23 protein-coding genes are annotated in these 21,590 nt (G+C 62.1%); 1 reads left to right on the top strand and 22 read right to left on the bottom strand.

What is annotated here, in order from left to right; genetic code table 11:
• Positions 1-10 precede the first annotated feature (10 nt).
• From QMK51_RS26235 to QMK51_RS26140, 20 genes are all read right to left on the bottom strand, one after another.
• Positions 11-1,237 carry a beta-ketoacyl-ACP synthase gene (locus QMK51_RS26235; protein ID WP_320392488.1) on the bottom strand — a complete coding sequence of 409 codons (1,227 nt, stop codon included), beginning with the start codon at positions 1,235-1,237 and terminating at the stop codon, positions 11-13.
• Positions 1,237-1,965: a 3-oxoacyl-ACP reductase FabG gene (gene fabG / locus QMK51_RS26230; RefSeq protein ID WP_258697917.1), complete on the bottom strand. Its 729-nt coding sequence runs from the start codon at positions 1,963-1,965 to the stop codon at positions 1,237-1,239. Before fabG ends, QMK51_RS26235 begins: the two co-directional genes overlap by 1 nt.
• A complete protein-coding gene (locus tag QMK51_RS26225; RefSeq protein WP_258697916.1) occupies positions 1,965-2,423 on the bottom strand; it encodes a hotdog family protein in 459 nt (152 codons plus the stop codon). The genes fabG and QMK51_RS26225 overlap by 1 nt, the downstream gene beginning before the upstream one ends.
• Positions 2,420-3,616, bottom strand: coding sequence for a beta-ketoacyl-[acyl-carrier-protein] synthase family protein (locus QMK51_RS26220; protein ID WP_320392487.1), 1,197 nt, complete (start codon positions 3,614-3,616; stop codon positions 2,420-2,422). The genes QMK51_RS26225 and QMK51_RS26220 overlap by 4 nt, the downstream gene beginning before the upstream one ends.
• Entirely contained in the window at positions 3,613-4,110 is a 498-nt protein-coding gene (locus QMK51_RS26215) for a DUF3261 domain-containing protein (protein WP_320394566.1), read from the bottom strand. The genes QMK51_RS26220 and QMK51_RS26215 overlap by 4 nt, the downstream gene beginning before the upstream one ends.
• Before the next feature lie 122 nt (positions 4,111-4,232).
• Complete coding sequence (locus QMK51_RS26210; RefSeq protein ID WP_320392486.1) at positions 4,233-4,958, bottom strand: class I SAM-dependent methyltransferase; 726 nt, start codon at positions 4,956-4,958, stop codon at positions 4,233-4,235.
• Positions 4,955-6,202 carry an NAD(P)/FAD-dependent oxidoreductase gene (locus QMK51_RS26205; protein WP_320392485.1) on the bottom strand — a complete coding sequence of 416 codons (1,248 nt, stop codon included), beginning with the start codon at positions 6,200-6,202 and terminating at the stop codon, positions 4,955-4,957. Before QMK51_RS26205 ends, QMK51_RS26210 begins: the two co-directional genes overlap by 4 nt.
• Positions 6,189-7,346, bottom strand: a complete 1,158-nt coding sequence (locus QMK51_RS26200; RefSeq protein ID WP_320394565.1) for a sodium:proton antiporter — start codon at positions 7,344-7,346, stop codon at positions 6,189-6,191. Before QMK51_RS26200 ends, QMK51_RS26205 begins: the two co-directional genes overlap by 14 nt.
• Positions 7,346-9,685: an MMPL family transporter gene (locus tag QMK51_RS26195; protein WP_320392484.1), complete on the bottom strand. Its 2,340-nt coding sequence runs from the start codon at positions 9,683-9,685 to the stop codon at positions 7,346-7,348. The genes QMK51_RS26200 and QMK51_RS26195 overlap by 1 nt, the downstream gene beginning before the upstream one ends.
• Positions 9,669-10,271: an outer membrane lipoprotein carrier protein LolA gene (locus QMK51_RS26190; protein WP_258697910.1), complete on the bottom strand. Its 603-nt coding sequence runs from the start codon at positions 10,269-10,271 to the stop codon at positions 9,669-9,671. The genes QMK51_RS26195 and QMK51_RS26190 overlap by 17 nt, the downstream gene beginning before the upstream one ends.
• Positions 10,268-10,693, bottom strand: a complete 426-nt coding sequence (locus tag QMK51_RS26185) for an acyl-CoA thioesterase (protein WP_258697909.1) — start codon at positions 10,691-10,693, stop codon at positions 10,268-10,270. The genes QMK51_RS26190 and QMK51_RS26185 overlap by 4 nt, the downstream gene beginning before the upstream one ends.
• Positions 10,686-12,230, bottom strand: coding sequence for an aromatic amino acid ammonia-lyase (locus QMK51_RS26180; protein WP_320392483.1), 1,545 nt, complete (start codon positions 12,228-12,230; stop codon positions 10,686-10,688). The genes QMK51_RS26185 and QMK51_RS26180 overlap by 8 nt, the downstream gene beginning before the upstream one ends.
• On the bottom strand, positions 12,211-13,158 hold the full coding sequence (locus QMK51_RS26175; RefSeq protein ID WP_258697907.1) for a glycosyl transferase: 948 nt from the start codon (positions 13,156-13,158) through the stop codon (positions 12,211-12,213). Before QMK51_RS26175 ends, QMK51_RS26180 begins: the two co-directional genes overlap by 20 nt.
• The gene (locus QMK51_RS26170; RefSeq protein ID WP_320392482.1) at positions 13,155-13,889 is read right to left on the bottom strand and encodes a glycosyltransferase family 2 protein; all 735 of its coding nucleotides are present in this window, start codon (positions 13,887-13,889) and stop codon (positions 13,155-13,157) included. The genes QMK51_RS26175 and QMK51_RS26170 overlap by 4 nt, the downstream gene beginning before the upstream one ends.
• A gap of 131 nt (positions 13,890-14,020) precedes the next feature.
• Entirely contained in the window at positions 14,021-15,703 is a 1,683-nt protein-coding gene (locus tag QMK51_RS26165; protein WP_320392481.1) for an AMP-binding protein, read from the bottom strand.
• Positions 15,700-16,245 carry a hypothetical protein gene (locus QMK51_RS26160; RefSeq protein WP_258697905.1) on the bottom strand — a complete coding sequence of 182 codons (546 nt, stop codon included), beginning with the start codon at positions 16,243-16,245 and terminating at the stop codon, positions 15,700-15,702. Before QMK51_RS26160 ends, QMK51_RS26165 begins: the two co-directional genes overlap by 4 nt.
• Entirely contained in the window at positions 16,242-16,496 is a 255-nt protein-coding gene (locus QMK51_RS26155; protein WP_007936741.1) for an acyl carrier protein, read from the bottom strand. Before QMK51_RS26155 ends, QMK51_RS26160 begins: the two co-directional genes overlap by 4 nt.
• Positions 16,497-16,505: 9 nt before the next feature.
• Positions 16,506-16,781: a phosphopantetheine-binding protein gene (locus QMK51_RS26150; RefSeq protein WP_320392480.1), complete on the bottom strand. Its 276-nt coding sequence runs from the start codon at positions 16,779-16,781 to the stop codon at positions 16,506-16,508.
• Entirely contained in the window at positions 16,759-17,571 is an 813-nt protein-coding gene (locus tag QMK51_RS26145; protein WP_258697903.1) for a lysophospholipid acyltransferase family protein, read from the bottom strand. Before QMK51_RS26145 ends, QMK51_RS26150 begins: the two co-directional genes overlap by 23 nt.
• Positions 17,547-18,272, bottom strand: a complete 726-nt coding sequence (locus tag QMK51_RS26140; protein ID WP_320392479.1) for a beta-ketoacyl synthase chain length factor — start codon at positions 18,270-18,272, stop codon at positions 17,547-17,549. Before QMK51_RS26140 ends, QMK51_RS26145 begins: the two co-directional genes overlap by 25 nt.
• A gap of 359 nt (positions 18,273-18,631) precedes the next feature.
• On the opposite strand from QMK51_RS26140, the gene QMK51_RS26135 reads away from it, so the two are divergent.
• A complete protein-coding gene (locus QMK51_RS26135) occupies positions 18,632-19,402 on the top strand; it encodes a ParA family protein (RefSeq protein WP_320392478.1) in 771 nt (256 codons plus the stop codon).
• Positions 19,403-19,532: 130 nt separating this feature from the next.
• Here the strand turns inward: QMK51_RS26135 and trxC are convergent, their stop codons facing one another.
• A complete protein-coding gene (gene trxC / locus QMK51_RS26130; RefSeq protein ID WP_320392477.1) occupies positions 19,533-19,967 on the bottom strand; it encodes a thioredoxin TrxC in 435 nt (144 codons plus the stop codon).
• 114 nt (positions 19,968-20,081) lie between these two features.
• Entirely contained in the window at positions 20,082-21,545 is a 1,464-nt protein-coding gene (gene selO, locus QMK51_RS26125; protein ID WP_320392476.1) for a protein adenylyltransferase SelO, read from the bottom strand.
• Positions 21,546-21,590: the final 45 nt, after the last annotated feature.

Raw genomic sequence — 21,590 nt, 5'->3', positions numbered from 1 at the left:
AGTAGTTCGATTACGACCAGCGGCGGAAAATCAACGAGGTGTTGACCCCACCAAAAGCGAAATTGTTGTTCATCACATACTGGTTGCTCATCTGCCGGAATTCACCGCGCAGATAATCAAGTTTGCCGCACTGCGGATCGACCTCATCGAGGTTGAAGGTGTGCACGTACAGGTCGCGGTTCATCATTTCGATGCTGAACCAGGATTCCAGCGCGCCGCAGGCTCCCAGGGTGTGACCGAGGAAACTCTTCTGCGAACTGATCGGCATGTGTTCGCCGAACAACGCGCTGGTCGCCAGTGTTTCGGCAATGTCGCCCTGTTCTGTAGCGGTGCCATGACCATTCACATAGCCGATGGCCGAAGGCTGCAGTCCGGCATCTTCCAGTGCGAGCTCCATGGCTCGGCGCATGGTGAGCTGCTCCGGACGGGTGGCGTGCTGACCGTCGGCGTTGCTGCCGAAACCGACGATCTCGGCGTGGATGCGGGCGCCGCGTGCCAGGGCGTGTTCGAGTTCTTCGAGCACCAGCATGCCGCCGCCTTCACCGATCACCAGGCCATCGCGGCCGCTGTCATAAGGGCGAGGGCTGGTCTGCGGGGCATCGTTTTTCAGGCTGGTGGCGTAGAGCGCATCGAACACCATGGCTTCGGTCGGGCACAGCTCTTCGGCGCCGCCGGCGAGCATCAGTGGCAGGCGGCCGAACTTGATCGACTCGTAGGCGTAACCGACGCCCTGGCTGCCGCTGGTGCAGGCGCTGGAGGTTGGGATCAGTCGGCCAGTGAGGCCGAAGAAGATGCTGATATTCGCTGCCGTGGTGTGCGGCATCATCCGCACGTAGGAGTTGGCGTTCAGGCCTTCGGCCACCGAGTTGAGCAGCATGTTGCCGAACGCCTTGATTTCGTCGGTGCTGCCGGTGGACGAGCCGCAGGATACGCCCATGCGCCCGTCCTTGATCGATTCGTCGCCCAGCAACCCGGCGTCCGCCAAGGCTTGTTCCGCCGCGCCGACCGCCAGCCGTGATACCCGGCCCATGCTGCGCAGTTGCTTGCGCGTCCAGTGGCCGGGGACCTGGAAGTCGTCGATCGGCCCGGCCAGACGGGTGTTGAGTTCGGTAAAGCGATCCCACTCGTCCATGCGACGGATGCCGCTGCGGTTGGCGGCGAAGTTGGCGGCGATGGTGTCCCAGTCGCTGCCCAGTGAGGTGATGCCGGCCATGCCGGTGACGACGACGCGCTTCATCAGCACAGGCCTCCGTTGACGGCCAGAACCTGCCGGGTGATGTACGACGCTTCCGCCGACATCAGGAAATTCACTGCACCGGCCACCTCTTCCGGGGTGCCCATGCGTTGTGCGGGGATCATTTTCATCAATTCTTCCACCGGCACGTTTTCATCGAGCATCGCCGTGTCGATCAGGCCGGGTGCGACGCAGTTAACAGTGATTTTGCGCTTGCCCAGTTCAATCGCCAACGCCTTGGCCGCGCCGATCAAACCGGCCTTGGACGCACTGTAATTGACCTGCCCGCGATTTCCGATCAGCCCGGATACCGAAGTAATGCAGACAATCCGCCCGGCGGCGCGACGACGAATCATCGGCATCATCACCGGGTGCAGCACGTTGTAGAAACCGTCGAGATTGGTGCGCATCACCACATCCCAATCCTCCTCGCTCAGGGCCGGAAAAGCACCGTCGCGGGTCAGGCCGGCGTTGAGTACCACGCCGTAATAAGCACCATGGGCTTCGACATCGGCTTCGAGGATAGCCTTGCAACCCGCTCGGTCGCTGACGTCGAATTGCAGGATGCGCGCGTTACGCCCCAGGGCCTCGACTTCGGCTTTAACCGCTTCGGCGTCCGCCAGGCCGCTGCGGCAGTGCAGCACGATGTCATGCCCGGCCCGGGCCAGACGCAACGCGATGGCGCGGCCGATACCACGGCTGGAGCCGGTGACCAGTACGGATTCAGTCATCACTCGACTCCTTGGGGTTCGTGAAGATATTGAGCGGCTTGAGGCGGGCGGAACACGTTCAGCCGGGCGGTGGCGTGGATGCCGGGGGCGGTGATGTGGCATTCGAACACGCCCATGCCGTTGTCGTCTTCCAGTGAGCGTATCCCGTGGATGGTCAGCTCGGTGCCGGCGGGGAAGTGTTCCACGTTGCATTCGAATTTACGGGTGCCGAGCAGGAAACCCAGTTCCACCGCATTACCTTTCTGGCGCGCATGGCAGCCAGCGTAAGCGGCGACGCTCTGGGCCATCAGCTCGATGCCGACCCAGGCCGGCAGACTGCCGTCGGGGCGATTGAACAGGCCGCCGGGTTTGACGGTGAGTCGGGTGTGAATCTGCTCGTCATCGAACGACAGGATCTGCTCGATGAGGATCATGTCGCCGGCATGGGGCAGCAGTTCGGCGAGCGGCCAGGCAATCATGGGGCGTCTCCGATAATCAGGCTGACGTTATTGCCACCGAAGGCAAAGGAATTGCTCATCAGGTAGCGAGGTGCAATGGACGTCAGGTGGTCGGACGAGGTCACCCAATGCAAGGCTGGCAATTCGGTGTCGGGCTGACCGTCCCAGACGTGGGGCGGCAAGGCATGCTCGCGGTTATCCGCGCTCAGGCTCAACCAGCAGAACGCCGCTTCCAGGGCACCGGCGGCACCGAGGGTGTGGCCGGTCATCGGTTTGGTCGACGAGCAGGGCACGCCTTGCGGGAACAGCGTCGTCACGGCCAGGCTTTCCATGGCGTCGTTGTGTTGGGTGGCGGTGCCGTGCAGGTTCAGGTAGTCGATCTGCTGTGATTGCAGGCCCGCGCGGCTCAAGGCTTTGCGCATCGCTTGCAGGGCGCCGCGGCCGGTCGGTTCCGGCGCGGAAATATGGTACGCATCGGAGCTGGCGCCACTGCCGAGCAGGGCAATCGGTTGGCTGCTGTCGGCGGTTTTGCTCATCAGGAACAACACGGCGGCTTCGCCGATATTGATGCCGTTGCGGTTCGCCGAAAACGGGTTGCAGCGCTGTTCGGATACGGCTTCCAGGGCCGAGAAGCCGTTGAGGGTCAGCTTGCACAAGCTGTCGACGCCACCACACAACACGGCGTCGCACATACCCAGGTCGAGCAAGCGTTGGGCACTCATCAGCGCGCGGGCGCTGGAGGTGCAGGCGGTGGAAATCACATAAGCCGGGCCGCTCAATTGCAGCCAGTCGGCGAGAAACGTCGCCGGTGCTCCGAGCTCTTGCTGCTGATAGTCATAATCGGCGGGGAACTGATGCTCACGGATGTAATGGGCCAGGCCGCGGCTGGCCTCATCGATGCCCGAGGTGCTGGTGCCCAGAATGACGCCGATACGGTCGCGGCCGTAGGTCTGGATCGCCTGTTCGATGTCTTGGCGAATTTGCAGCGCGGCCTCCAGCAGCAATTGATTATTGCGACTGCCTTGACGAGCCAGCTCGGCTGGAATCGGCGCCAGCTCACCACGCACCGCCGCCACTGGCAACGAGCGCTCCGCCACCCAGCCGGCCTCGCTGCGCATGCCCGAGCAATCGCCGGCAAACAGGTTGCGGGCGACTTCCTGCTTGTCACGGCCGAGGGCGCAGATCACCCCGAGGGCGTTCAGGTAAGCGGTCATGGCGTGTTCTCGCCTAACGGAGTGATGCGGTAGTGTGGGCCTTGGGACACGTTCAATTCAAAGCTCAGTGGTTGTGACAAGCCGGGTGGTGAATAACGGATGTTCCAGCGTGGTGACAAGGACCGTTGCCCGTCATGCTGGCGGGCGGCGGGATAGTTGCCGTGCAACTCGCCTGCAGGGGTCAGCGCAAACAACAAGGCGGCGAACAGTTCCCGGGCTTCCGGATTGGGCGGTAGCAAGCCGTCAGCCTGCCACTGGCCATCGATCAGTTTCTGCCGTGCCACGGGAATCCCCAAAGGGTCCATCATCGACCAGCGAATACCAGGGCCTTCACGCTGGATCACCAGCAGCCAGTCCTGACGTTGCTCGGCCATCTGCCGTTCGATGTGCAGTTGCAGCGGCAATGCCAGGTGCGGGGTTCGCTCGGGCAGCGGTGCCTGGCTGGCGCAGGCGCTCAGCAACAGGGCACAGCTGAGCAGCAGAAAGCGGATCAGCACCGCAGACCCTGTGGGAGCGAGCCTGCTCGCGAATGCGTCGGTACATCCAACACTTTTGTTGACTGACACACTGCTTTCGCGAGCAGGCTCGCTCCCACAGGTTTGAATTGCGCTAGACATCAATCAGCACCTTCAAGGGGCTTGCGCGCGACCACATTGACCAGGGTCTCTTCCCGTTGGCCAAAGGGTTTTGGCTGGCGCAGGCCGAAGCGTTCGAGCAGGCCGAAATCCTTGGCGCGACTCCACCACAAGTAAGGGTAAGACACGTTCTGCGGGCCGAACTCGAAACCCTGCCGACGAATCATCTCCAGATAGCCGGCGGCGCTCTTCTGCACGTGCATCGGGTGGCGGAACAGCCAGCGAATCACCCACGTATCAATGTATGCCTCGGTGGACTCGGCGAACAGCAAATAGCCGCCCGGCTTGAGCACCCGATAGAACTCGGCCAGGGCCTGATCCTGCTCGACAAGATGATGGAAGGTCTGGTGACAGAACAGCAGATCGACGCTGGCGTCCGGTACTTTGATGCTGGCGCAGTCACTGCCGATCAGCTCCACATCCATGCGTTGGCGGGCCGCTTCTTCGCCGCTCAGGTTCAGGCTGTGAGGATCGGCATCCAGGCCGATCAGGCGCTTGGGCGCGAAGGTCTGACGCAGGTACTGAAACGACTTGCCTTGGCCGCAGCCGGCATCCAGCAATACCGGATTGTCGGGCAATGGCGCGCTGAACAGGCCGCGCAAATCATTGATCGCCACTCGTAATACATGGTGCTGCCAGGTGTGGCTGCGCAGGAACCAGAAACCGAAACGGGTTTCTTCGACGTAGTTATCGCTCAAATAACTCATGTCGCATCCCTTGCGCAATGGTCCGAGATCATCCGCAGGCGACGTTTGGGCTCGCTGACAAACGGGTTGCGTTGATCCCAGGCGTAACCCGCGAGGATCGAGCTGATCATGCGGCGGATGTCTGCTGTGCCGCCCTGATAGAAAATCACATCCTGAAAGGTCCCGGCATACCAGCCTTCGACGTAGCAGCGGAAGGTGTCGACGCCACGCTTGAGCGGTTCGGCGAACTCGGTCTGCCAGTCGACGCTTTCACCTTGCAGTTGGCGGTGCAGCACCCCGGCGGCCATGCTTGCCGAACGCATGGCGATGGTCACGCCGGAGGAAAACACCGGGTCGAGAAATTCCGCCGCATTGCCCAGCAGGGCGAAACCTTGGCCATGCAGGGTTTTGACGTTGGCCGAATAGCCGCCGATGGAGCGCGCGGGCGTATCCCACACGGCGTTGTTCAGCACACCGGCCAGGCTTGGGGTTTCGGCGATGAAGCCGCGCAGGCAATCGTCCAGATTCTCGGTGCGGCCTTCGAAGTGTTCGGCGGCCGCCACCACGCCCACCGAGCAACGGCCATTGCTGAACGGGATGGTCCAGAACCAGATGTCACGCCGGCTCGGATGGGTGGTGATGAGGATTTTTTCGCGCTCGAAAGCCGGGCTGTCGATACGGTCTTCGACGTGGGTGAACACGGCTTGGCGCACCGGAAAGTTCGACGGTGCCTCAAGGTCCAGCAAGCGCGGCAGCACACGACCGTAGCCGCTGGCATCGAGCACGAAATCGGCCTCGACGCGGTATTGGCTGCCGTCTTCGCGAAGCACATCGAGCTGCGGCTTTGGCAGAGTGAAGTCGACGCTGACGATGGCTTCGCCATAACGGACGTCGACACCTTGCAGTTCAGCCTGATCGGCCAGCAGCTTGTCGAAATCGGCGCGCTGGACCTGGAACGTCGTCGGCTTGCCGTTGCTGAACGTGTCGCCGAAATCGAAGGCGCTGTACTGATCGCCCCAGGCGAATGCCGCACCGTTCTTGCGCTGGAAACCGGCGGCGTTCACCGCTTCGAGCATGCCGGCTTCTTCGACGAAATCCAGGCAGTGGGACAGCAGGCTTTCACCGATGGAAAACCGTGGGAAATGCTGGCGCTCGATCATCAGTACATCATGACCTTTACGCTTGAGCAGCGCGGCGGCGATGGCGCCCGAGGGGCCGGCACCGATCACCACCACCTGACGACGTTCCATTTCAACTGTTGGCACGGGAGCTCCTTGCCGGGGCGGCGATGTTCAAAGGGATTCGGTGCATGCCGGCCAATGCCGGCAGCAGGGTTGCGATCAGGCCCATCAGCATCAGCGCGAAGTACAGCGCCGGGCTGATGAGCTGTTGTTGCAGCAGCAGGTTGAGAAAGACGATCTCGCTCAAGCCGCGAATATTCAGTAAAAGGCTTTCCCGCCAGCGGCTGGCACCTTCAAACGAGGCACCAGCCCAGCCGAGGCCCAGCCAGTTGCCCAACAGTTTGCTGGCAATCGGCAACAGCAGGAGCGCGGCCAATTGCACCCATCCGAGACTGTTGATGGCGCTGTGCAAGTTGATCTGCACGATGCCGAACGTGAGGATCAGCGGGATGGCGATCCAGGTCTGTAAACGGTTCATCCAGGCCGCCGGCAAAGGCAGCACCAGCGGCACCTTGAGCGCAGCCATGCACAGCAGGTAACCGATACCGAAAATCAGCGCATTGAGTTTGAAGTGTTCGGCGACCACCAACAGCGCGAAGAAGCCGCCGCTGTGCAGCAACGGCTGACGCAAGCCGAGCAGTCGCAGCAACAACGGCAGGCAGGCGCCAGCCAGCGGCAGCAAAAGGCTGCTCAGGTGCAGGCTGCCCTGGGCGAACGCGAACAGGGTCCAGCAGGTCAGGTCGATCAGGATCGCGGTCTGCACCAAGCGCCGGGTGGCGGCGGGCGGGTAGTCGATGTGGCGCAGGTACAGATACAACACCGGAATCGCGGTGATGGCGAACAGCAGGCCGACCGCCAGCGAGCTGATCCACGGCTGCGGCGGCAACAGCCAGACCGCTGTCACCAGCCCGCAGGCAAATGGAATGCAGAAGCTCGGCAGGGCGATTTTCAGGCTCTGGCGATCCAGCCGCAGGTCGATCACGTCGCTGAGGATGTGCCCCAGCAGCAAGGCAAAGCTCAGGCTGTAGAGGTTTTTCAGCCAGCTCGGTGAGATCAGTTCGGCACCGCTGAGGTGCCAGCCCGGTTCGATCCAGAAGTACATCAGCAGCGGCAGGCCGAAGGTCGCCAGCAGCAACTGGCTGACGATCGGAATCAGACCGAAATGACGGCCGACACGGGTGGCCACGGCGAACAACACCAGGACCATCACCCAGAACATCGCGACCATCACGCTGCCGGCTCCGCGACCGGGGCGGCGTGGGCTTGTCGACCGGCCCACGGCGCCAGGATGAAGCTGTACGCCAGGCCGAGGCTCACCGACAGGCCGAAGTTGCTCACCGCCGGCGTGCTGGACACTGCCAGCAGGCCGAACGACAACCACGTGGTCACCGCTGCCAGCAGGGTACCCAGCAGGCTCGCGGCGGCACCGCCGATCTGTTCGCGCATGAGGATCGCGTAGTCGACGCTGATGGCCGTCACCAGCAGCAGGCCGAACAGGCTGAACAGCGTCAGCGGCTGACCGAGCCAGCCGAGGCTGGCCAGGCTGCACAGGGCCGCCAGCAGCGGCAAGGAGACGATTCGCAACGCGCCACCGAAACCGAATGGCAGGATCAGCACCAGCACGATCAGCACGCAGGAGGCGAGTTTCAATTCAGCGGCACTGATTTGGGTCGCGGCGAATACCTTGTTCAAATCGCCGAGGCGGTCCACCAGTTCCACGCCCGGCAAGTCCAGCGCCTGGACCCGCAACAGCGCAGGATTGTTCAAGCCTTGCAGGCTGACCATCGCGGCCACGCCGTCATCGGTCGGCCCCAGCCACAGCGTGCGGTAGGGTTCGGCCAATGGGCCGACCATTGCCGCGTCGATGTCTTCGGTGGGCAGCGCCTGTAACTTCACCAACTCGGCTTGCAGGGCGTCAGCAGGTACGCCAAGGTCGAGCAACGGTTGCCAGAATTGCGGCAGCTTGCCCAGTGCATCACGCACTTTGTGCTGTTCGCTCGGCTGACTGACCAACTGGTTGAGCGACAGGTAGCCCTGGAGTTTTTCCAGATTGACCAACTGATCCAGACGCTCGCTCAGTGCCGTCTGGCGTTCAAGCAACTCCTGCTGATTGGCCGCGCGCACCAGGAAGAACTGGCTGGTGGGTTGATAGCCGGTGATGCGTGCGATGGTCTGGGCTTCGTCCGTCAGATGCTGGGGGGCGCCGACCCATTGGCGAATGTCGTTTTTGGTCTGCAGCTGCAACAGACCGCCGACACAGAAGGCGATCAGCAGCGCCAGCAGCACTGGCGTGCGTACGTATTTGAGCAGCGATTCACGCAGCGCCAGCAAAGACTCGGCGATGCGCATCGGCCATTGCGCCGGACGCAGTTGCGCGCCCTTGAGCAGCGCTGGCAGCAGGCACACGGCCGACAGATAGGCGCCCAGCAGGCCGGCGGCGGAGAACACGGCAATTTGGGTCAGGGCCGGGAACGGCGTCCAGGCCAAGGCCAGGTAGCCGATGCAACTGGTGATCAGGCTCAGCGTCAGCCCCGGCAGGGTCAGGCGCAACGCCGGCCAGCTGTGCCAGGGTTTCAGGCTCCAGCTTTTGGACAGGTAATGCAGCGGGTAATCCACTGCTACGCCGATCAGGCTGGAGCCCAGCACCAGTGTCATCACATGCATGTGACCGAACAGCGCCACGCAGGCCACCGCGCCGAACAGCATGCCCACCAGCACCGGGACGAATGCCAGCAATACCCGCCAACGGCGGAAGGCCAACAACAGCAGCAACAGAATCCCGAGCGTGGCGCCGCCACCGACCCAGGTCATCTCCCGCGCGGCTTGCCGTTGACCGCTGGCGGCATACAGCAGGCCGCTGGCGGCAAGCAGTTGCACATCGGCCTGGGCGGCTTCTTCGCGACTGTGCTGGAGCAGATCGGCCACCTGCAGCGGCAGGTTCATGTCGAACGCGTTGCCGACGGTTCGCGCCCGCAGCATCACCCAACTCTTGCCGTCGGCATCGGCCACCAGCGCGCCGCTGCCGATGTCCAGCTGCACCGAACCGTGCTGGGGCTGGCTGTTCTGGATGCGCCCGGTCAGGCCGAGCCAGTCGTCCTGGCTCGGCACCAGGCTAAACCCGGTGAACGGGTCGAACAGGGCTTGCACCCGTTGCTGGATGAAGGCGTCGGGGTGCTCGATGAGTTGCTGGCGGTCGGCCGCCGACAACATCGCCAGTCGGCCTTGCAGCAACTGCGTGCGCAGTGCGGGCAAATCAGCCTGCAAGTTCCACTGGACCTTTTCGAACACGCCGCTGGCCTGCCACTGCTCACCCAGTTTTTGTGCCATGGCGATGGCTTGCTGGCGGTCTTTATGGCCGACCAGCACCAGCATTTCCCGGTTCAGCGGTTCTTGCATGCGTTGCTCGGCGCGCAGCTCCAGCGCGTCCGGAGCGGTGCCTGGCACCAGCTCCATCAGGTTGGCCGACAGCGGAGTGCCGTCGCGCCACTGCCAACCGGCGAGCGCAAGCACTGCCAGCAGCAGGATCAGAAACAGCCGCGGCAGCATCCGTTCACTCGGCAAAGTCATGTTGCTCCGCATCGCTCAAAGGTTGGGCGCTGGTGCTGTCCTGCATGCGCAACAAGGTTCGGTCACCCTGGGTTTCGAGCAGCTCGATGCTGTGCACCAGTTCGCCGCCGTCAATGTTGATCTGGTTGAACACCTGCTTGAGCAGCATCGAGCGCGGGGTCAGGGTCAGCTTCCAGTTCTGTGCATCGCCGCTCAGCGACAGTTCGAAATCCCGTTGCAGGCCACTGCTGTCGCCTTGCAGCACCGCGAGGAACAAACGGTTCTGTTCGGAGCCGGCACTCTTGTTCGGCAGCATTTGCCAACCGTTGGCATCACGCCGGGCAATGCCCTTGTCGCTGATGCGGTAGTCCTGTTGCAGTGGCGTTTTCAGCAGCCAGAGCAGGCCGTGATTCTTCGCCAAAACGAAGGTGCCCTTGCTGGTCAGCGGCTGGGGCAGGGCGCGCAGGTGTTTTTCCTGGATGAAGCTGCCGTGGATCACATCGGGTTTGGCCAGTTGATCGCTGAGTTGCTGTAGATCGAAAGCCTGCGCCAATGATGAAATCCCGAGCAACGCTAAAGCGCCGAGGCATTTGAACAGCGAATTCATGGCAGCATCCTTTCAACCGCATCGGTGAACACCTTCGGCGAGGCCAACTGCATTTCGCGGCTGCTCATATCGACGGCGACCTGCACTGAAACAGCGCGGGTCAGACGTTCGCCGGTTGCAAGGTCGCTGATCAGGTAATTGATCTTCAGGCGGTTTTCCCACTCCACCAGGCTGGCGCGCACATTCAGCTTCTGGCCGAACACGGCGCCGCGCACATAGCGCAGTTGCAAGTCGATCACCGGCCAGGCGTAACCCGACGCCACCATGGCGTCGTAGTTGTGGCCGATCCTGTCCAGCAGCGCACAGCGGGCGACTTCCAGGTATTTGACGTAATGGCCGTGCCAGACCACGTTCATGGTGTCGACGTCAAAGAACGGGACGAGGATTTCCGTGTCGGTGTGAAGCACTCCCTTGCTACGCATGCAGCCTCCAGTGTTGTTCGGCGATGCGTTGCAGACACAGGCGCAATTCGCCTTCCAGGGCGCGGTCTTCGATGACCGGCGGGAAGTCCTTGGCCAGTTCCTTGTGCATCGCAGCCAGGGCCGGCGGCAGTGGGCGCGCGTCTTCAGCCTGGCCGCGTAGCCAGACGCCTTGGTTGGCGGCCAGCAGCGTGGCGGCGGCGACCTGTTCGGTCAGCTCCAGCACGCGGATGGCGTCGCGGGCGGCGATGGTGCCCATGCTGACTTTGTCCTGGTTATGGCACTCGGTGGAGCGCGAGAAGACACTGGCCGGCATGGTGTTTTTCAGGGCTTCGGCGGTCCAGGCGCTGGTGCCGATCTGCACTGCCTTGAAGCCGTGGTTGAGCATCGCGCGGTCGGCGCTGGCGCCGGACAGGTTGCTCGGCAAGCCATGGTTGTAACGCTCGTCCACCAGCAGTGCGAGCTGACGGTCAAGCAAGTCGGCTACGTTCGCCACCAGGTTTTTCAGGCTGTCCATGGCGAACGCGATGTGGCCGCCGTAGAAGTGCCCGCCATGCAGCACGCGTTCGGCTTCGGCGTCGATGATCGGGTTGTCGTTGGCACTGTTGAGCTCGATCTCGATGAACGAACGCAGCCAGTTCAGGCTGTCGGCCAATACACCGAGCACGTGCGGCGCGCAACGCAGAGAGTAACGGTCTTGCAGGCGATGCAGCGGCGCGGTCGGCGCATCGATCGCCAGATCCTTGCGCAACCACGCAGCGACTTGCATCTGCCCTGGATGGGGTTTGGCGGCGAACAGGCGCTCGTCGAAGTGCTCCGGGTTGCCCTGCAAAGCGACCACGTTCAGCGCGGTGATGCGCGTGGCCAGTTGCAGCAGGTAATCGGCGCGGGCGTAAGCCAGGCAGGCGAGGCCAGTCATGACGGCGGTGCCGTTCATCAGCGCCAAGGCTTCTTTGGGGCGCAGCACCAGCGGTTGCCAACCCAGTTCGCGGTGCACATCGGCGGCTTGTCGGCGCTCACCGCGGAACATCACTTCACGTTCGCCGGACAAGGTCGCGGCGACGTAGGACAGCGGCGTCAGATCACCGCTGGCGCCCACTGAACCCTCTTCCGGAATCAGCGGCAGGATGTCGTGCTCGAGGAACGCTTGCAGGCGCTCCAGCAGCTCCACGCGAACCCCGGACACGCCGTGGCACAGCGACTGCAAACGCGCCGCCAGCACTGCGCGGGTGGCTTGGGCGTCGAGCAGTTTGCCCAGGCCGCAGCCGTGGAACGTATACAAATGGCGGGGCAGGGCCTCAACGTGATGCAGCGGTACGGCCACCACGCAGGAATCGCCATAACCGGTGGTCACGCCATAGATCACGCCTTCCTTGTCCAGCAGGGAATCAAGGAACTGCGGACCCTTGGCAATGCGCTGGCGAAACTCGGGGTCGCCTTGCAGCTGCGTCGGCACTTGACGGTTGGCCAGGGCCAGCACGTCTTCGATGCGCAAAGGGAGTTCGCCGAAGGTTACCGGCTCAAGCGTTGGCGTCGTCATCGGTCTTCCAGAAAGGGTAAAAGTTGAACCATTGTTGGGGCGCTTCGAGGCAATAGTGACCCAGGCGTTCGGCGTAGCGGGAGGCCCACTGGTGAATGACCTGTTCGCGCTCGCTGCGTTTCCACACCACCGCCTCGGTGAACGGCTCGAGGGTCAGTCGATAGTCGCCCGTGGGTTTTTTCAGGCACAGCAGCAGATTGACCGGGCATTTCAGCAGGCCTGCCAGCAACCACGGGCCTTGGGGGAACGCAGCCTGATGACCGAGAAAGTCCACCGTCACGCTGCGCCCGCCATGCAGCGGCACACGGTCGCCGGCAATCGCCAGCCATTCGCCGCGTTCCAGGCGTTCATGCAGTTGCAGCATGATCACCGGGCCCAGCTCGCTGACCTGAATCAGCCGCAGATTGGTCGCCCCGGCTTCGCCCAGCAAACGGTTGAACTGCTCTGCGTGCTTGGTGTGCACCAGCACGTTCATGGTGACTTTCTCGCCGATCTCGGCCAGCGCCCGGCAGACCTCGAGGTTGCCCAGGTGCGCGCCCACCAGCATTTGCCCGCGTGTGCCGCGCAGTTGGTTGCGCAGCAGCGCCGGGTCGATGATTTCGATCTGCTCGATGCTCAGCTTGCCGTTCCACACATCGAGCTTGTCGAGCATGGAGTCGGCGAAGGCCATGAATTGGCCGAACACCCGCCAATGGGTCGGGCGCAATTCGTTGCGACCGCTCCAGTCGGCGAGCCGCTGCTGGTATTGCCAGGCGCTTTGGCGAGCACTGCGCCCGAACAGGAAAAAGTACAGCACGATGCCGTACAGCAGTGGGCTCAACAGTCGGCGGCCCAAGACTTTTGCACAGAGCGCGGTGAACTTCATCAGCCAGAAACTGCCACGCTCCTGGCGGTCGGCCCAGTGCTGTTTGTCTGTGTTGTCGCTCATGCTCGCCACCGTCGCCAGAGGATTACCGGTGCCCGCAGCAACATGCCGAAGAACAGCCGGGTGTGCATGCCCGAAATCAGAACATTGTCGTGGAACAGGCGGAAATGCGAGACGCCATCCAAAGGGTAATGAACCCTGGTTTTCAGCCATTGCATCGGCTGATTGCGCCAGGCCAGGCGCACCAGGATGTCGGAGTCGAAGTCCATGCGCTTGCCGATCCTGGCCGAGTCGATCAGTGCCAGGGTTGGCGGTAATGGATAGACACGGAAACCGCACATCGAGTCGCGAATCTGCAGCGACAGGGTGTTGATCCAGACCATGACGTGAGTCAGGTAGCGGGCGTACAAACGGCCCTTCGGCACGCTGGTGTCGTATTGCGGATAACCGCAAATCACCGCCTCGGGATGGGCGCGCGAATGCTCGATGAAGACTTTGACGTCTTGCAAGTCATGCTGGCCGTCGGCGTCCACCTGCAAGGCATGGCTGAAGCCCAGGCGCGAGGCCTCCCGCAGACCGGTCATCACCGCGCCGCCCTTGCCTTGATTGATGGTGAGCCTGATCAGGTAAACCCTGTCGCACTGCGCCAGTTGGTCAAGCACCTTGGCGCAGGCCGGGCTGCTGGCATCGTCCACCAGAATGCACGGCAGGCCGCTGGCAAGCAGCGCATCGACCACGGCGGTGATGGCGGTTTCGTGGTTGTAGACCGGGATTACGGCGCAGGGGTTATGCATGATGGCGTGCATCTGAAGGATCGAGGTGTCTGTATCGCGAGCAGGCTCGCTCCCACAGGGAATTCGTGTTTAACAGAGATCCAATGTGGGAGCGAGCCTGCTCGCGATTGAGTGCGTAGCACTCACCAAAGTTATGCATCGCTGGCAGCCTCCAGCAAAATCCGCCCGCTGGAGCAGGTGGCGGTTTCGTTGCGATAGGCGAAATACAATTTGCCGCGCGTTGGGTCGAAGCGCAGGTGCAACTGGATTACATCGCCGGGACGCACCAGTTGCTGGAACTTCAGCACTTCCATGCCGGCGAATTTTGCCGGCAGGTCCATCAATTGCTGGCCCAGGCTCAACGCCCAATCCACCTGCACCACGCCAGGCAATACAGGCGCCTGGGGAAAGTGCCCGCTGAAATACGCCAGGTCCGGCGGGACGGCCAGTTGCAGGCTCCACTCGCCATCGAGTTCGACCTGCTCCAGCACTTGCGGCGTCTTTGGGCGGGGCGCCAGCAGCAAGGCTTCAACCTCGGCCTGGGGCAATTTGCCCTGTGCGTTCAGCGGCAGTTGCCGCAACAGGCGCCAGCGTCGTGGCAGGGCCAGCGTTTCACAATGCTGACTCAAATGCTGACGCAACGCTTGCGTGAGGCCGCGTCGCCCCTGATTGCGCAAGGCATGCAGGCCTTGCTCGCTGAGCACCAGCAGTGCGCCCAATGAGGCGCGGTTTTCCTGAACCACCCCCAGCCGTGCTTCGGCGACCCAGGCGTGAGCCATCAATGCGTGTTCGAGCATCGGTAGAGAGATACGTTTTTCTTCCAGTTTGACGATCCGGTCCAGCCGCCCCAACAGTTCGAAGCGGCCATCGGCGGCGATGCGCGCGGCATCGGCGGTGTGTTCGATATGGCCGGCCGGCAGGTACGGTGACGCAATCAGCAGCGCCCCGTCGTTGTCCTGGCTCAGCGCCACGTCGGCGAAGGGCTGCCAGAGATTCTGGCCCTGACGCCAGGCGATGCCGCCGGTTTCCGAGCTGCCGAGGATCTCGGTCGGCCATTGTTGCAGGCGTTGGTGCAGGCTTTGCGAGGCGTCGGCGGGCAACGCGCCACCGGAGGAAAACACTCGGCGCACCGCACTCAACGCTGGCCAGTCGAGGTTGTCGCCCATGCGTTTGAGCAGCGCCGGGCTGGCGACCCAGGCGAAGGCCGGGTGTTCGCGGCTGGCGCGTTGCAAGTCTTCCGGGAAGGCCAGTTGCTTGCGCACGAACGGACGCCCGGCGCACAGCGGCCACAGCACCCGGAACAGCAGCCCGTAGATGTGCTGAGTGGCGACGCTGCCGATGATGCAGGCTTCGCCCAGTTCCGCACCCCACAAGTGCTCCAGGGCCTCGACTTCATTGGCCAGTTGGCGCAGGGTTTTGTCGATGCGCTTGGGTTCGCCACTGGAGCCGGAGGTGCACAGACTCAGCTGACAGCCGTCCAGATCCAGCGGGTTGGCCGGCAGCGGTGAATGCCGATAATCGCTCAGGTGTGCATCGTCGGCCTGGTCGGTCAGCCACAGATCGACTTCGGTCGACCAGCGCTGGCGAGTCTGCGCTTGCAGGTCGGCAGGCAGCAGCACGCTGACCCCGGCACGCCAGGCGCCGAGCAGGGCGATGGCCAGGTCGGCGGCGTCTTCAAGGTGCACGGCGATGCGCTGCACACCCTGGGTTTGCAGGCCGGCAGCCAGGCTCAGGGCCCGGTCGCACAATTGCGCATGATTCAACGCCGGCTCGGCCGTTACGGCACGCTCCGGCTGAGCCTTGAGCAGCAGTTGCTCAAGTTTTATCCAATTCATGGGCGGCCTCGTACCCGTTGTCGTATGAGCCATTCAATGGCAAACATCAGGCCAATCAATCCATAGGAGATCAGGCCGGTGTACAACATCCACCAGCTCAGCGGCGCCCAAAGGGTCAGGGCGGCGGCGCACAAGCCGTTGCAGAGAAAAAACACGCTCCAGGCAATCGTCACCTGGCGGGTGTAGCGAATGGCTCTGGGTGGTAATTCCGGCTCTCGCAGACGGGCCAGGCGTTCGGCCATCGGCGGGCCATATTTCAGGCTCAAGCCGAACAGCACCAGCATGAACGCGCTGATGAGCACCGGGTACCAGCGCAGCAGCACCGGGCTGTCGAACAGCGCCAACAGCAGGCAGAACGCGATGGCGACGGTGGCCATCCACAGGCTGCCAGGGCGTCGTTCGCCGGTCAGCGCCCGTGCCAGCCACAGGCTACCCAGCAGCAGACCGAACTGCCACGGGGCAAAATGCTCCATGCCGAAATACACCGCAAAGGGGTACAGCAGGCCTGCCAGCAGCAGGCCAAGGCCGATCAGTCGGCTCATGCGGCGGGTTGAACCAGACGGTAGACCGCCTCGACCACGTCGCTGACGGTACGCACCGATTTGAATTCTTCGGCGGCGATTTTCTTGCCGGTCTGGCGTTTGATGTGATCGATCAGGTCGACCGCATCGATGCTGTCGATTTCCAGATCCTGATACAGGTTCGATTCCAGACTGATGCGCTCGGGGTCCAGCTCGAAGAGTTCGACCAGAGCATCGCGCAGGGTGTTGAAAATGTCGTCACGAGTTTGCATGGTCCGGTCTCAAGCTGCCTGTTTTGCAGTGACGAACGCCGCAAGGCTCGCCACGTTGGTGAAGTGATTACGGGTGTCCTTGGCGTCGGCGTCGATTTTGATGCCGTACTTTTTCTGGATGGCCAGGCCGAGTTCGAGCGCGTCTACCGAATCCAGGCCCAGGCCTTCGCCGAACAGCGTTTGGTCATCGCCGATGTCTTCGACGCTGATGTCTTCGAGGCCCAGCGCTTCGATGATCAGCTCTTTGATTTCCAGCATCAGGCTATTGGTGTGCAGTTCGCTCATCTTCGGCGAGCTCCTTAATAAAGTAATGGTGCAAATAATCATTGAGCTTGCGCGAGGCTTGGGGCGCAGGCCCCTGCGTAGCGAAGGCCTGTGGATCTATATCGGCCCCGACGCGGAAACTGAAGTGCACGCGGCGTTTGGGGATTCGATACCAGGGTTCGGCCTTGGTCAATGTGGTCGGGTTGACCTTGATGATCACCGGGGTGAGGATTCTCGCACCGCGCAGGGCGATTGCCGCGCCCCCCCGATGAAAGGCCGGCGATTTGCCGGGTTGGGTGCGGGTGCCCTCGGGAAAGATGATCAGGGTCTGACCGCTTTTCAGCGCGTCGGCAGCGGCGTCGAGCATGTCCATGCTGCCATCGTTGCTGATGTACTCGGTACAGCGCAGCGGACCGCGGGTGAACGGGTTTTCCCAGAGGCTTTTCTTGACCACGCAGTTGGCGTGGCGCACAAGGCCGATCAGGAACACCACATCGATCAGCGAGGGGTGGTTGGCGACGATCATCTGGCCTGGCCGTCCGAGCTTTTCCGCCCCTTGAATGTCATAAGTCAGCACGCCACTGCGAGCCATGAACCGAATGAAAAACCAGAAACACCGGCTGACCGTCTGTCGTGCACGCTGACGATGGGCCTGGGCGTCTCCCGGCAGGCAGCTCAACAGTGGGAACACCACCAGTCGCAGGCATAGCCCGCCCAACCCGAACAGGGTAAAGCTCGCGGCGGTGGCCAGCAGGCGCCAGTAGTAGGCGTCGCGGTTTTTATCGGTTACAGGTTGCGTTGCCAGGTCCATACACGATTTTTCCAGGCATGTTGGCAGGTAGTCTGCTGACCGAGCAGGGTGCGTAACAGATTCAGTGCGTGGGGCCAGCGGGCTTTGGACAACGCGTGGGGGGCGCTGTTCAGCGATAACTGCCACTGATTACCGGGGGTGATCAACAGGCCGACCGCGTAAGGGAATGGCACGTCGTCGATCCAGGTCGAATAGACAGCGGGCGGTTGCTCTTCGGTCACCACCAGCAGCACCGCAGGCGCGCCTTCGGCAAGCAGTGCCGCCGCCTCCAGCATGCCGTGTTCAAGGCCATCGCCGGCCGCGGCGAGGGCGGTCATTTCGCTGGTTTCGCCGCGCATGATCGACCACAGGCCGATCACCGCGTTGTGCACCGACAGGCTGAACTGGGTGGGCGACAACGGTTGGTCGGTCGCCAGATCGCTGAGAATTTCGAAGGTGCGCGGGGTTTCGCCGTGGCGGGAAATAAAGACCAACGGTAGGTCCTGGTGACCATCGGCCAAGGGCCAGCCGACACTGAACGCCATCCGCGCCAGACGGCTGAGTCGCCGGCGTTGCATGGCCGGCAGAAACGACACATCCGGGGCGGCATCGCTGGGCTCGAGCACGACCGGTTGTCGGCTCCAGGCCTGCCAATCATCCACGCTTTCAAGCCCAGGGGCCCAAGCGCGCCATTGGGCGATGTTGAAGTTGATCACAGACATTCATCCCGCCCCTGCGGGCTTCCTTTAACGCGGTGAGTCGCAAGAACCGCGGCTGACCTGACGTGGCGCTTAGCGCCGAGTGGCGCGCATTATCCCGGTGCTGCGGGCGTGTAGCAAATACTGGTTACATTTTGCGCAACGAAATGTACCGTCTGGTTCGCGAAAAAAAGCTGTCGTTTGGCCATTATCCACAGTGCAGCGGGCATGTCTGTCGGCGCTATTGGCTGTCGATGAACGAATTGGCAGCTTCTTCAGCCGGAGATTTGCTAATGACTGTGTAGTCTAGATGCTGGCGAGGTAGCTAAGCAGCGTTATGGACTACTACACTCGGTCATTCTTTGATACACGGAGGTTTTGACATGCGGCGCGTGGTGTTCAATCAGAAAGGTGGCGTGGGCAAATCAAGTATTGCCTGCAATCTGGCGGCGGTCAGCGCCAGCGAAGGCTATCGCACGCTGTTGGTGGATCTCGATGCCCAGGCCAACTCCACTCAGTACCTGACGGGGCTCACCGGTGACGATATCCCGATGGGTATCGCCGACTTCTTCAAGCAGACCCTGTCCTCCGGGCCGTTCTCGAAGAAAGGTCAGGTCGACATCTACGAAACTCCGTTCGACAACCTTCACGTCATCACTGCCACCGCCGAGCTGGCAGACTTGCAGCCCAAGCTTGAGGCCAAACACAAGATCAACAAGCTGCGTAAATTGCTCGAGGAGTTGGACGGTGATTACGACCGGATCTACCTCGACACCCCGCCAGCGCTGAATTTCTATGCCGTCTCGGCCTTGATCGCCGCTGACCGTGTGCTGATCCCCTTCGACTGCGACAGCTTCTCGCGTCAGGCACTGTACGGTCTGCTGGCGGAAATCGAAGAATTGAAGGACGACCACAACGAAGGGCTGGAAGTCGAAGGCATTGTCGTCAACCAGTTCCAGGCTCGCGCCAGCCTACCCCAGCAAATCCTCGATGAGCTGATCGCCGAAGGCCTGCCGGTACTGCCGGTGTATCTGGCCAGTTCGGTGCGCATGCGCGAATCCCATCAGGCCAACACGCCGCTGATCCACCTCGACCCGCGGCACAAACTGACCCAGCAATTCGTCGACTTGCACAACCTTCTCGAAAACACCTGACTCCTGCAAACAATACCGAACCACTGTGGGAGCGAGCCTGCTCGCGAAAGCGGAAGTCCAGTCAACAGAGATGTTGAATGTGAAGTCCGCTTCGCGAACAGGCTCGCTCCCACATTTATTTGTGGTGGCTCTAAATCCCTTGGCTACGCAACCAGCTCATCAACTGCGGTAACGGGAAGGCCCCGCTCTGGCGAGCCACTTCCCGACCGTTTTTGAACAGAATCAGGCTCGGGATCGAGCGAATTCCCAATTGCGCCGACAACTGTTGATTCGCCTCGCTGTCCAGCTTGGCCAGCCGACACTTGCCCGCCAATTGCCCCGCCGCCTGCTCGAACACCGGCGCAAACGACTTGCACGGTCCGCACCAGTCCGCCCACACATCCACCAGCAACGGCAGGTCACCCTTGATCTGACTGGCGTAATCGCCTTGCTTCAATTCGAACGGTTTGCTCAGCAAGACCTCGGCCTTGCAGCGGCCGCATTTTGGATGGTCGTTGAGGCGTTCGGCGGGGATGCGGTTGAGGCCGTTGCAGTGGGGGCAGGGGATGAGCAGTGGTTCGGTCATGATTGGCTCTCAGTTGGGCAGTCTATGAAACTGATCTGGAGTCGAAGGTGGTCTTTATCAAGGCGACAGGTTTTAGACCATTATCTTCTTCGATTGCGAAGAGGGCCTTCCCACTCACGACGAACAACTGATCTCCAGATGCTTGCCCCATTCCGGTGGCCGCTCGGCATAACTCTCCATCCCCGGCTGTTCCTTGAACGGATTGCTCAGCACTGCATGCAAACGACGAACTTCTGAATAGTTGCCGCTTTCCGCCGCATCGATGGCTTTTTGCGCCAGGTAATTGCGCAGGATATACAGCGGATTCACCGCATGCATCCGTTCCCGGCGCAGCTCCTGATCAACCTCACCTTCATGAGCAACCCGAGCGACGTAGAGCTCGCCCCATGCATCGAAGCCCTTGATGTCGACGAAGTCATCGCGCAAACGGGCGACGGCCAGTTCGGGTGACTCATCCCCCAGGCGGCGGAAAAACAGGCTGTAGTCGACGCCGCTGTTTTGCATCAGTTGCAGCAGGTGCTCCAGTAGTTTCTGGTCGTCGTCTTCGGCCGTGGTGAAACCGAGACGGCGGCGCATCAGGTCCAGGTAGTGGGCCTGGAACAGAGGCAGGTACAGGCCGAGGGTTTCGCGCAGGGCGTCGACGCTGATGAACGGCGTCAGGGCCTGGGCGAGGGCGCTGAGGTTCCATTGGCCAATCGGCACCTGGTTGCTGAAGGAGTAACGGCCCTGGTCATCGGAGTGGTTGCAGATGAAATGCGCGTCAAAGTCGTCGAGGAAAGCGAACGGGCCGAAGTCGAAGGTGATGCCCAGGATCGACATGTTGTCGGTGTTCATTACGCCGTGGCAGAACCCATAGGCTTGCCATTTGGCGATCAACTCGGCATTGCGCTCGACGATTTCGCGGAACATCGCCAGATACGGTTCCGGCTGTTCCAGGCAGTGCGGGAAGTGCATGGCCAGCACGTGTTCACCGAGTTCTTTCTGCTGCTCGGGGCGCTTGGTGTAGTAGAAGAATTCGAAATGCCCGAAGCGCACATGGCTCGGCGACAGGCGCAAGACCATGGCCGCGCGTTCCTGTTTCTCGCGCCAGACCGGCGTGTCGGAGCCGATCACGCACAGTGCGCGCGTGGTGGGAATGTTCAGGGCATGCAGGGCTTCGGAAGCGAGAAACTCGCGGATCGACGAACGCAGCACAGCCCGTCCATCGCCCATGCGTGAGTACGGCGTCTGACCGGCGCCCTTGAGGTGCAGGTCCCAATGCTCGCCGGCTTCGTTATAGACCTCGCCCAACAACAGGCCGCGACCGTCGCCCAACTGCGGGTTATAGGAGCCGAACTGATGTCCGGAATAGACCATCGCCCGTGGCTCGGCTTCGGCCCACAGCTTGTGGCCGCCGAACAGCTCGGCGAACACCGGCGTCTCGGCCTCGGCCGGGTCCAGGTCCAGCAGCGCCATGGCGGCGGGGCTGGCGACCACCAGCCGTGGGGCGGCGAGGGGTTCGGGCAGCACGTGGGTTGAGAACGCGTCGCCCAGGCGGGCGAAGCGATTGTCGAAGGTCAGTTCGTCGAGGGCTTTCAACGGCCATCTCCAGCAGAATGTCCGAGCATTCTGCTAGGGATAGAG

It is taken from the genome of Pseudomonas sp. P9_31 (assembly GCF_034008235.1).
GTDB lineage: Bacteria > Pseudomonadota > Gammaproteobacteria > Pseudomonadales > Pseudomonadaceae > Aquipseudomonas.
This window is presented reverse-complemented; position numbering and strand designations above follow the sequence as displayed.